Genomic DNA, 11,290 nt, shown 5'->3' on the forward strand with positions numbered 1-11,290 from the left:
TATTGCGGAAATTGATATATTCACAACGTCACGTTGCAATTTATGAAATACAAAATCGGGGAGTACGCGCCGTGGATTTACGCGATCTGAAAACCTTTCTGCATCTGGCGGAAAGCCGCCATTTTGGCCGCAGCGCGCGGGCCATGCACGTCAGTCCTTCGACCCTTTCGCGGCAGATCCAACGCCTGGAAGAGGACCTCGGCCAGCCGCTGTTCGTGCGTGATAATCGCACGGTGACGCTCACCGAAGCCGGGGAAGAGTTACGCACCTTTGCCCAGCAGACCTTACTGCAGTATCAGCAGCTTCGCCACGCCATCGATCAGCAGGGACCGTCGCTCTCCGGCGAGCTGCATATCTTCTGCTCTGTCACCGCCGCTTATAGCCATCTGCCGCCGATCCTCGACCGCTTTCGCGCCGCGCATCCTTCGGTTGAGATAAAATTATCGACCGGCGATGCCGCTGACGCCATGGAGAAGGTCGTCACCGGCGAAGCCGACCTGGCGATTGCCGGTAAACCAGAGACCCTGCCGGGATCGGTGGCGTTTTCGATGCTGGAGAACCTCGCCGTGGTGTTAATTGCCCCGGCGCTTCCCTGCCCGGTGCGTAACCAGGTGACCGTCGAGCGTCCGGACTGGTCGACAGTGCCGTTTATCATGGCTGACCAGGGGCCGGTACGTCGGCGCATCGAGCTGTGGTTTCGACGCCATAAAATCAGCAACCCGTCGATCTATGCCACCGTCGGGGGACACGAAGCGATGGTGTCGATGGTCGCCCTCGGCTGCGGCGTGGCGCTGCTACCGGAGGTGGTACTGGAAAACAGCCCGGAACCGGTACGCAACCGGGTGATGATTCTGGAGCGCAGTGATGAGCAAACCCCGTTTGAGCTGGGCGTTTGCGCACAAAAAAAGCGGCTGCATGAGCCGCTTATTGATGCTTTCTGGAAAATCCTGCCTAACCACTAGCCCGCGAGGAAAAAGCGGAACGCCGGGTTATGCGTTTCATCGTGGCACTCATAGCCCAGTTCATTAAGGCGGGTTTCAAAGTCCGGCTCGTGCTCGCCCAGCTCAAAGGCCGCTAACACCCGACCATAGTCGGTGCCGTGGCTACGGTAGTGGAACAGCGAAATATTCCAGTGGGTGCCAAGGGTGTGCAGGAACTTCAGCAGCGCCCCCGGCGATTCAGGGAACTCGAAGCTGAACAGCCGCTCCTGCAGCGCTTTGGACGGCCGACCGCCGACCATATAGCGCACATGGAGCTTGGCCATTTCGTCATCGGAAAGGTCAACGACGCTGTAGCCGCCATCGTTCAGTAACTGAAGGATCTCTTTCCGCTCCTCCAGCCCGCGACTCAGGCGTACCCCGACAAAAATGCAGGCGTCTTTAGCATCAGCAAAGCGGTAGTTGAACTCCGTCACCGAGCGCCCGCCCAGCAGCTGGCAAAACTTCAGAAAGCTGCCCTTCTCTTCCGGGATCGTCACCGCCAGCAGCGCTTCGCGCTGTTCCCCGAGCTCGCAGCGCTCAGACACGTAGCGCAGGCCGTGGAAGTTAACGTTGGCCCCGGACAGAATATGAGCCAGTCGCTCGCCGCGAATATTGTGCTGGGCGACATATTTCTTCATCCCCGCCAGCGCCAGCGCGCCGGAAGGCTCCGCCACCGCCCGCACATCTTCGAACAGATCTTTCATCGCCGCGCAAATAGCGTCGCTGTCGACAGTGATGATGTCGTCCAGATACTCCTGGCACAAACGGAAGGTTTCATCGCCGATGCGCTTCACCGCCACGCCTTCAGCAAACAAACCGACGCGCGGCAGATCCACCGGATGGCCGGCATCCAGCGCCGCTTTCAGACACGCCGAATCTTCCGCTTCCACCGCTATCACTTTAATCTGCGGCATCAGCTGCTTGATCAGCACCGCCACGCCCGCCGCCAGACCGCCGCCGCCCACCGGGACGAATACACGGTCGATGTGGGCATCCTGCTGCAGCAGCTCCAGCGCCAAGGTTCCCTGACCGGCGATCACCATCGGGTGATCAAACGGCGGCACCCAGGTAAAGCCCTGCTGCTGCGCCAGCTCAATCGCTCTCGCCTTCGCTTCGTCAAAGTTGGCGCCATGCAGCAGCACTTCGCCGCCAAAACCGCGAACGGCATCGACTTTGATATCGGCGGTCGCTACCGGCATCACGATCAGCGCTTTAACCCCAAGCCGGGAGGCTGAGAAAGCCACTCCCTGCGCATGGTTGCCTGCCGATGCCGTGATCACCCCATTCGATTTCTGTTCCGCCGTCAGGCTGGACATCATCGCGTAGGCGCCGCGCAGCTTAAAGCTGTGTACCGGCTGGCGATCTTCGCGTTTGACCAGAATAACGTTATCCAGCCGCGAAGAGAGCTTCTCCATTTTTTGCAGCGGCGTTTTCTGCACCGCTTCATAAACTGGCGCGCGCAGCACTGCTCTCAGGTATTCGGCGCCCTCAGGGGCACCGGACAGGGGTTGTGAGTCCGCCATAATTAGCCACCCAGTTTTGATTTATCGCGCACCGCGCCCTTGTCGGCGCTGGTCGCGAGGCTGGCATAAGCGCGCAGTGCAAAGGAGACCTGGCGCTCGCGGTCTTTCGGCGTCCACGCCTTATCGCCACGCGCTTCCTGCGCTTCGCGACGGGCGGCGATTTCTGCATCGCTGAGCTGCAGCTGAATACCGCGGTTCGGAATATCGATAGCAATCATGTCGCCATCTTCGATGATCGCGATGTTGCCGCCGCTCGCCGCTTCCGGCGATACGTGGCCGATGGAAAGCCCGGAGGTGCCGCCGGAGAAACGGCCATCGGTGATCAGCGCGCACGCTTTGCCAAGACCCATGGACTTCAGGAAGGTGGTCGGATAGAGCATTTCCTGCATCCCCGGCCCGCCTTTCGGCCCTTCATAGCGAATAACCACGACGTCGCCTTCCACGACTTTGCCGCCGAGGATGGCATCAACCGCTTCGTCCTGGCTTTCATAAACTTTCGCCGGGCCGGTAAATTTCAGGATGCTATCGTCCACACCAGCGGTTTTGACGATACAGCCGTTTTCGGCAAAGTTACCGTACAGGACCGCCAGGCCACCGTCTTTACTGTAGGCATGTTCCAGAGAACGGATACATCCCTCGGCGCGATCGTCATCCAGCGTATCCCAGCGGCAATCCTGCGAGAACGCCTGGGTGGTACGGATCCCGGCCGGGCCGGCGCGGAACATTTTTTTCACCGCGTCGTCCTGGGTCACCATTACATCGTACTGTTCCAGGGTCTGCGGCAGCGTCAGGCCAAGGACGTTTTTCACATCGCGGTTGAGTAACCCCGCGCGGTCCAGCTCGCCCAGAATGCCCAGAACGCCACCAGCCCGGTGCACGTCTTCCATATGGTATTTCTGCGTACTCGGCGCCACTTTACACAGCTGCGGGACCTTGCGGGACAGTTTGTCGATATCGCTCATGGTGAAGTCGATTTCGGCTTCCTGCGCCGCCGCCAGCAGGTGCAGTACGGTATTGGTTGAACCGCCCATCGCGATATCGAGGGTCATGGCGTTTTCAAATGCCGCCTTGCTGGCGATATTGCGCGGCAGGGCGGAAGCGTCATCCTGCTCGTAGTAGCGTTTGGTCAGCTCCACGATACGTTTACCGGCGTTCAGGAACAGCTCCTTACGATCGGCGTGGGTCGCCAGCAGCGAGCCGTTACCCGGCTGTGACAGGCCCAGCGCTTCGGTCAGGCAGTTCATGGAGTTCGCGGTGAACATCCCGGAACAGGAACCACAGGTCGGACAAGCGGAACGTTCCACCTGGTTACTCTGTTCGTCGGACACTTTCGGATCCGCCCCCTGGATCATCGCATCCACCAGGTCGAGCTTGATGATTTTATCTGACAGCTTGGTCTTCCCGGCTTCCATTGGGCCGCCGGAAACAAAGATCACCGGAATGTTCAGGCGCAGAGAGGCCATCAGCATCCCCGGAGTGATTTTGTCGCAGTTGGAGATACAGACCATGGCATCGGCGCAGTGGGCGTTAACCATGTACTCGACCGAGTCAGCGATCAGCTCGCGGGATGGCAGTGAATAGAGCATACCCCCGTGGCCCATGGCGATCCCATCATCCACCGCGATGGTGTTAAATTCTTTGGCGACACCGCCTGCCGCTTCAATCTGCTCGGCAACCAGTTTGCCGAGATCGCGCAGGTGCACGTGCCCGGGGACAAACTGGGTAAAGGAGTTGACGACGGCGATAATCGGTTTGCCGAAATCGGCATCGGTCATTCCGGTTGCGCGCCACAACGCGCGGGCGCCCGCCATGTTGCGGCCATGTGTGGTGGTGGCGGAACGGTACTTAGGCATGCTCTTTTTACTCCCATCTCTGTTTATTAAATGGGACGGTGCGTGCCGTCCCATTTTTAATTACTTACTTACCGGATCCAACCAGCCCCATTTATCTTCTGTTTCACCGGTGAAGAGGCCAAAGAAGGCTTCCTGAATGCGTTTGGTCACCGGACCGCGGCGGCCTGCGCCGACCTGGATACCGTCAACGCTGCGTACCGGCGTGATTTCCGCAGCGGTACCGGACATGAACACTTCATCCGCCAGGTACAGAGATTCGCGGGACAGCACCTGCTCGCGGACTTCGATACCGAGATCTTTCGCCAGCTTGATGATGGCGTCGCGGGTGATACCCGGCAGCGCGGAAGAGGTAAACGGCGGAGTAAACAGCACGCCATCTTTCACCTCAAACAGGTTTTCGCCTGCGCCTTCGGAGATATAGCCGTTAACGTCCAGCGCGATACCTTCCTGATAACCGTGACGACGCGCTTCGCTGCCGACCAGCAGAGAGGAGAGATAGTTGCCGCCCGCTTTCGCTGCGGTTGGGATGGTGTTAGGCGCCGCGCGGTTCCAGGAAGAAACCATCGCATCGATCCCCTGCTCCAGCGCTTCTGCGCCAAGGTATGCACCCCACGGGAACGCCGCGATGATAACGTCGGTTTTGTAACCGTCCGGCGGGTTAACGCCCATGCCAACATCGCCAACAAACACCAGCGGACGGATATAAGCGCTGGTCAGTTTATTGGTACGGATAACTTCGCGGCAGGCTTCCATCAGCTCATCAACGCTCTGCGAGACCGGGAAACGATAAATTTTGGCTGAGTCATGCAGACGCTGCATATGTTCGCGATGACGGAACACCACCGGGCCCTTGTGCGAGTCGTAGCAGCGGATGCCTTCGAATACCGAAGTCCCGTAGTGCAACGCATGGGACATGACGTGCACTTTCGCCTCGCCCCATGGGGTCATCTCGCCATTGAACCAAATGTAATCAGCTTTCTTCGTCGTCATTTTTTTTATTCCTCTGCGCTCAGGCGCGGATTTGTTGTGATGTGGGTTGCTGGATCTCGACGCAGGCGACGTCGACCAGTTTACTTAATTGACTAAACAGTAATTCGACGGGCCGCGGGCTGGCAACGGTCAATTCGATATTTATATTTTGCGCATCCGACGCGGTTTCCATATTCATTGCGCAGATTTGAAAACCACGGTGGCGGACCACGCGCAGCACGCGCTCTAAGGTTTCCGGATTGAAACGCGCCTGCAAAGCGACCTGATGTTGCTTCATGATAATTTCTCCAGCATTTCTGCATTACTGGCGCCGGGCGGCACCAACGGCCAGACATTCTCAAGTTCGTCGATTGAGACATGAAGCAGGTATGGCCCCTGGCTCGAAAGCATGGTGTCGAGTGCCGCTTCAACCTGGTCTTTACGGGTGATGTGTTGGCCAGGAATACCGAAGGCGCTGGCCAGCGTGAGGAAATCAGGGTTATCAGTCAGAGTGGTTTCGCTATAACGTTCCTGGAAAAACAGCTGCTGCCATTGTCGAACCATCCCTAACCGCTGGTTGTCGAGTAACACGATCTTTAACGGTAATTGTTTGCGCTTGACGGTGCCCAGCTCCTGCACGTTCATCATGAAGGAACCGTCACCGGAGATACAGATCACCGTATCGTCCGGGCGCGCCACCTGGGCACCAACGGCGGCTGGCAGGCCAAAGCCCATCGTGCCTAAGCCGCTGGAGGTGATAAAGTTTTCCGGGCGGGTATAGGTCATATGTTGAGCCGACCACATCTGGTGCTGGCCAACGTCGGTTGTCACGACGCTATCCGCCGGCTTACGGTCGGAAAGCTGCTTCAGCAGCAGCGGCGCGTAGATCGCCTCGCCGGGATGATCGTAACGCCAGGCGTGCTCGGTGCGCAGTGCGGCATTATGCTCGCGCCAGGCATCGATAGCTAACGGCTGCTGCAGCGCCGGCAGCAAGCGGTTCAGATCGCCGGTCAGACCGATGTGCGCCTGACGCAGCTTGTTCAGCTCCGCCGGATCGATGTCCATGTGGATCACTTTGGCATGCGGAGCGAAGGTATTGAGCTTACCGGTCACACGATCGTCAAAGCGCGCGCCGACAGCGATCAGCAGATCGCACTCCTGTACCGCCAGGTTGGCCGCCTTAGTGCCGTGCATGCCCAGCATACCGAGATAATACGGATAATCTGCGGCCACCACGCCCAGCCCTTTCAGCGTGCAGGTTGCCGGCATTCGGGTTACCGCCAGGAATTCACGCAAAGCCGGTACCGCCTGCGCCATACCTACCCCGCCGCCAACATACAGCATCGGCTTCTGTGACTGAGCCAGCATCTGCAGAGCCTGAGCAACCTCCGCCTGCGGGAACGCCATCTCATCGTCGACGGTAGAGAAATGAGGATCAAGCTCGCCCTGGGCCATCTGAATATCCTTAGGGATATCAACCAGCACCGGGCCCGGACGGCCTGAGTTTGCCACCTGGAAAGCTTCAGCGATAACCCGCGGCAGCTCATCCAGAGACTGCACGAGGAAACTGTGCTTAGTACAGGCCAGTGACAAACCAAGAACGTCTACTTCCTGGAACGCATCCGTGCCGATGAAGGGAGCGGCCACCTGGCCGGTGATAGCGACAATGGGAATGGAATCAAGCAGGGCGTCCGCCAGGCCAGTGATCAGGTTGGTCGCGCCCGGGCCGGACGTCGCTATGCACACCCCGGTTTTCCCGGTTGCTCGCGCATAACCAATAGCCGCCATGGCTGCCCCTTGCTCATGCCGACACAGCAGGTGCTCCACGCCGCCGTCATACAGTGCATCGTAAACCGGCATAATTGCGCCACCCGGATAGCCAAAAACTGTGTCGACTCCCTGTGTCCGCAAAGCATGTACCACCCACTGCGCGCCATTCATAGTTAGTTCCCCGTCATAAATCGGGAGAAACAGAATTTTATGCTAAAAGTCATCATCTGCTCCTCGCTTAGGTTATTTCAGTTATAAAAAAACCCCCGGACCTTTCGGTGCGGGGGTCTTAGTTCGTTAAGGCTTGATTCTTAAGCCTTTCCTCGTCCAAGTGCAGCCCCGCACGGTGGGATAATAATCACCACCACGCTAATCACGACCAGGCTAATCACTCGTAGAAGGGCTGTCATTTTCTGTACTTTCTGGCTTCTTGTTCGAAGGAATACCTAAAGAGGTACCACAGACATCACATAAAACACAAGATTTTTTTATATCCTGGTTTCTGAGCAGCCTAACAGTTTCAGGAAAAATAATTGTTTTATATGAAGAAAATCAGAAATGAAAAAAATTCAGTTTTCTTTCACGCTGTACGCTCAGCGCCCATCTCTGTTTCGGATGCACCACCTTTTTCGATCACGCTTCCATTTTCGGCTAAATGTAACGAGATGGCGTGAAAATAATGGATTTATGCTTCTAACTTCGTGTTATTGCCGCTGCCGTTTCACGGCAGGCTCGTCATAATCCTTCTCTGTCCAGGAGGTTTTATGTCGCTCGCCATCGTTTACACACGCGCGGCGCTCGGTATCGAAGCGCCATTGATTACTATCGAGGTTCATCTCAGCAGCGGTCTGCCTGGCTTGACCATGGTCGGGCTACCGGAGACCACCGTGAAAGAGGCCCGCGACCGGGTACGCAGCGCCTTGATCAACAGCGGCTACGCTTTCCCTGCGAAGAAAATAACCATTAACCTGGCACCCGCGGATCTGCCCAAAGAGGGCGGGCGATATGACCTTCCCATCGCTCTCGCGCTTCTCGTCGCCTCAGAGCAGCTCAACACTACCCGATTGAATCAATATGAGTTTGTGGGCGAACTCGCCCTTACAGGCGGCTTACGCGGCGTTCCAGGGGCGATCCCCTGCGCAATGGAAGCCATCAAAGCCGGCCGGCGCATTGTCGTCTCCTCTGACAATGCGGCTGAGGTGGGTCTGATCGGCGGCAGCGATTGCCTGGTCGCCGACCATCTGCAACAGGTGTGCGCGTTTCTCGCAGGGCAAGCATCGCTCTCGCCGCCTCTCGCCGACGTGCCCGCCGTTGATGAACGCTGTGAAGATCTACGTGATGTTATCGGCCAACAACAAGGCAAGCGAGCGCTGGAGATTGTGGCGGCCGGTGGCCACAACCTGCTGCTGATTGGCCCGCCCGGTACCGGCAAAACAATGCTTGCCTGCCGGCTCCCCGGCCTTTTGCCGCCATTAAGCAACCAGGAAGCGCTGGAGAGCACGGCCATTCAAAGTCTGGTCAACCTCCAGACTGCGAAGACCCGGTGGCGTCAGAGGCCGTTTCGCGCCCCTCACCATAGCGCCTCGCTGGCAGCGATGGTAGGCGGAGGCTCAATACCTGTCCCCGGCGAGATTTCACTGGCCCATGATGGCGTGCTGTTTCTTGATGAACTGCCAGAGTTTGAACGACGGGTGCTGGACGCGCTGCGTGAACCCATTGAGTCAGGCAAGATCCACATATCACGATCGCGCGCCAAGATTGACTATCCGGCGCGTTTTCAGCTTATCGCGGCAATGAACCCAAGCCCTACCGGGCATTATCAGGGCAAACATAATCGCGCGTCGCCTGAGCAGACATTGCGCTACCTTGGGCGCCTGTCCGGCCCTTTTCTCGACCGCTTCGATCTTTCTTTAGAGATCCCGCTCCCGCCGCCGGGGATACTGAGCCAGGGCACGCAGGGCGAAGAATCGAGTGCGACGGTCCGTCAGCGTGTGCTGGCGGCACGTGAACGTCAAATGCTCAGGCAAAATAAGCTGAATGCGCATCTTGAGAATCGTGAAATGAAGAGCTGCTGTCACTTGCGCCAGGAGGATGCGCTTTGGCTGGAACAGACGTTAACGCAGCTGGGGCTTTCTATACGGGCCTGGCAGCGTCTGTTAAAGGTGGCAAGAACCATTGCCGATCTGGCAGAAGCTGAAGAGATTGAACGCCGCCATTTGCAGGAGGCGCTCAGCTATCGGGCAATAGACCGGATGCTAAACCATCTGCAGAAAATGATGGCGTAAAAAAAGGGCTTACGCCCTTTTTTCTTAGTCATCGCTTTCGGTGTAATCGTCAGCGCCTTCCATCTGCGGTTTGCCGCCGGAAAGAGTATGGAAACGCTTCGGCCGCTTAATGCGTGCCATATACTTAATCCATACGCGTTCTGCTTCCGTTACCGGCTCACGTTCACCACGGCACACCGAGACAAATTGTTTTTCATCATCGGTAACAGGTTCGCGTTTACCCAGTTCCAGTTCGTTAAAGGCATAACCATGACGTTCCAGCAGTTGCGCCTCTTTGATGGTGAAATCACCATGACGGGAGAACCCGCGTGGATAATTTTTATTGTCGAAAAAACGATTAGTCGTCGTAAAGCTTTCCGCCATCCTACACGCTCCTGATTCTTTGGCCGAGCTATTTATGGCGCGGAGTATTAGTTACGCTTGACAGAGCGTCAAACAAAACATTTAAATCATGACGACAAATAATTTTGTGGAGAACGGTGTGGATACGGAATTGCTCAAGACTTTCCTGGAAGTGAGCAGAACTCGTCACTTTGGGCGGGCAGCAGAGGCACTTTACCTGACGCAGTCAGCGGTCAGCTTTCGTATTCGTCAGCTGGAGAATCAACTTGGTGTGAACCTGTTCACCCGCCATCGTAATAACATTCGTCTGACGACCGCCGGAGAAAAGCTCCTGCCCTACGCCGAAACGTTGATGAACACCTGGCAGGCCGCGCGCAAGGAGGTCGCTCACTCTTCGCGACATAACGAATTCTCCATCGGGGCCAGCGCGTCGCTGTGGGAATGTCTACTGAACGGCTGGCTGGGGACTCTCTACAAAGATCCCTATAACCTGCAATTCGAGGCGCGGATCGCCCAACGTCAGTCATTAGTTAAACAGTTGCATGAACGCCAGCTCGATCTCCTGATCACAACTGAATCACCGAAGATGGATGAATTAAGCTGCCAGTTGCTGGGTAATTTCACCCTGGCGCTCTATTGTGCCGCCCCAGGGAAAAATAAGAATGATTTGAACTACCTGCGTCTGGAATGGGGGCCGGATTTCCAGCAAAACGAAGTGGGGCTGATTGGTAGCGATGATGTGCCACTGTTAACGACGAGCTCCGCAGAACTGGCTTATCAGCAACTCAGTACCTTGAATGGCTGTACCTGGTTACCCGTCAGTTGGGCGCAGCAGAAAAGTGGTCTGCATACGGTGACCGATAGCGTAACGCTCTCACGTCCTCTGTATGCCATTTGGCTACAAAATAGTGATAAACAAGCGCATATTCGCGAGATCCTGAAAAGCAGCATACTGGAATAAAGATCTGACTCCATGGATGGAGTGCTCAGAAAGCAAGGAAGAGAGAGGAATGGAAAAATTACAAGCAAAAAAAATCCTTTGCCTAAGCAAAGGATTATATATGGCAGGGGCGGAGAGACTCGAACTCGCGACACCCGGTTTTGGAGACCGGTGCTCTACCAACTGAGCTACGCCCCTAAATCTTTCTCGCTATTAAGCCCGCTAATATAGCAGGCTTAATTTTAATAAGTGGCGGAACGGACGGGACTCGAACCCGCGACCCCCTGCGTGACAGGCAGGTATTCTAACCGACTGAACTACCGCTCCACCGAATTTCTTCGCTTTATTACCACCGGTTGTCACCCCGGCTTACTGCAATTTGATGCCTGGCAGTTCCCTACTCTCACATGGGGAGACCCCACACTACCATCGGCGCTACGGCGTTTCACTTCTGAGTTCGGCATGGGGTCAGGTGGGACCACCGCGCTAGTGCCGCCAGGCAAATTCTTTGTGCTCGTCCTGTGTCTTTTGCGCTCATACTGCGTTGGCTGCTCTCGCGAGTGTCAGTCACATACTTATGTATGCTCCTTCCATCGCCTCGTTTGCCGCCTTGTCTCAGCGCAAAATC

11 protein-coding genes, 2 tRNA genes and 1 rRNA gene are annotated in these 11,290 nt (G+C 56.6%); 3 read left to right on the forward strand and 11 right to left on the reverse strand.

From position 1 onward, the window contains the following. Positions 1-71: 71 nt before the first annotated feature. Positions 72-962, forward strand: a complete 891-nt coding sequence (gene ilvY, locus SP68_RS24980; RefSeq protein WP_012543253.1) for an HTH-type transcriptional activator IlvY — start codon at positions 72-74, stop codon at positions 960-962. Here the strand turns inward: ilvY and ilvA are convergent. From ilvA to ilvL, 7 genes are all read right to left on the reverse strand, one after another. Then, positions 959-2,503 (reverse strand): threonine ammonia-lyase, biosynthetic, encoded by a 1,545-nt coding sequence (gene ilvA / locus SP68_RS24985; RefSeq protein WP_008807978.1) that lies wholly within the window; start codon positions 2,501-2,503, stop codon positions 959-961. The genes ilvY and ilvA overlap by 4 nt on opposite strands. Before the next feature lie 2 nt (positions 2,504-2,505). Beyond that, entirely contained in the window at positions 2,506-4,356 is a 1,851-nt protein-coding gene (gene ilvD / locus SP68_RS24990) for a dihydroxy-acid dehydratase (protein WP_008807979.1), read from the reverse strand. Positions 4,357-4,416: 60 nt separating this feature from the next. Then, complete coding sequence (locus tag SP68_RS24995) at positions 4,417-5,346, reverse strand: branched-chain amino acid transaminase (RefSeq protein ID WP_008807980.1); 930 nt, start codon at positions 5,344-5,346, stop codon at positions 4,417-4,419. A 19-nt stretch (positions 5,347-5,365) separates the two neighbouring features. Continuing rightward, positions 5,366-5,623, reverse strand: a complete 258-nt coding sequence (gene ilvM / locus SP68_RS25000) for an acetolactate synthase 2 small subunit (protein ID WP_008807981.1) — start codon at positions 5,621-5,623, stop codon at positions 5,366-5,368. Then, positions 5,620-7,266, reverse strand: a complete 1,647-nt coding sequence (gene ilvG / locus SP68_RS25005) for an acetolactate synthase 2 catalytic subunit (protein WP_008807982.1) — start codon at positions 7,264-7,266, stop codon at positions 5,620-5,622. The genes ilvM and ilvG overlap by 4 nt, the downstream gene beginning before the upstream one ends. Before the next feature lie 2 nt (positions 7,267-7,268). Next, positions 7,269-7,322: a peptide IlvX gene (gene ilvX / locus SP68_RS29170; RefSeq protein WP_201281575.1), complete on the reverse strand. Its 54-nt coding sequence runs from the start codon at positions 7,320-7,322 to the stop codon at positions 7,269-7,271. An 84-nt stretch (positions 7,323-7,406) separates the two neighbouring features. Further along, on the reverse strand, positions 7,407-7,505 hold the full coding sequence (ilvL, locus tag SP68_RS27140; protein ID WP_001311244.1) for an ilv operon leader peptide: 99 nt from the start codon (positions 7,503-7,505) through the stop codon (positions 7,407-7,409). Between the two features lie 354 nt (positions 7,506-7,859). Here ilvL and SP68_RS25010 point away from each other — a divergent pair, with 354 nt between their 5' ends. Next, on the forward strand, positions 7,860-9,380 hold the full coding sequence (locus SP68_RS25010; RefSeq protein WP_040970727.1) for a YifB family Mg chelatase-like AAA ATPase: 1,521 nt from the start codon (positions 7,860-7,862) through the stop codon (positions 9,378-9,380). A gap of 24 nt (positions 9,381-9,404) precedes the next feature. Here the strand turns inward: SP68_RS25010 and SP68_RS25015 are convergent, their stop codons facing one another. Continuing rightward, complete coding sequence (locus SP68_RS25015) at positions 9,405-9,743, reverse strand: MaoP family protein (RefSeq protein WP_004886877.1); 339 nt, start codon at positions 9,741-9,743, stop codon at positions 9,405-9,407. Between the two features lie 118 nt (positions 9,744-9,861). Between SP68_RS25015 and hdfR the strand changes: the two genes are divergently transcribed. Continuing rightward, positions 9,862-10,683: an HTH-type transcriptional regulator HdfR gene (gene hdfR, locus SP68_RS25020; protein WP_012543255.1), complete on the forward strand. Its 822-nt coding sequence runs from the start codon at positions 9,862-9,864 to the stop codon at positions 10,681-10,683. Positions 10,684-10,784: 101 nt separating this feature from the next. Here the strand turns inward: hdfR and SP68_RS25025 are convergent. The 3 genes from SP68_RS25025 to rrf all read right to left on the reverse strand — a co-directional run bounded on the left by SP68_RS25025 (position 10,785) and on the right by rrf (position 11,162). Then, positions 10,785-10,860 (reverse strand) — tRNA-Trp (locus SP68_RS25025). Between the two features lie 52 nt (positions 10,861-10,912). Next, positions 10,913-10,989: transfer RNA gene (locus SP68_RS25030), tRNA-Asp, on the reverse strand. Positions 10,990-11,046: 57 nt separating this feature from the next. Further along, positions 11,047-11,162 (reverse strand): 5S ribosomal RNA (rrf, locus tag SP68_RS25035). Between the last annotated feature and the right edge of the window lie 128 nt (positions 11,163-11,290).

The sequence above is a fragment of the Klebsiella variicola genome (genome assembly GCF_000828055.2).
GTDB lineage: Bacteria > Pseudomonadota > Gammaproteobacteria > Enterobacterales > Enterobacteriaceae > Klebsiella > Klebsiella variicola.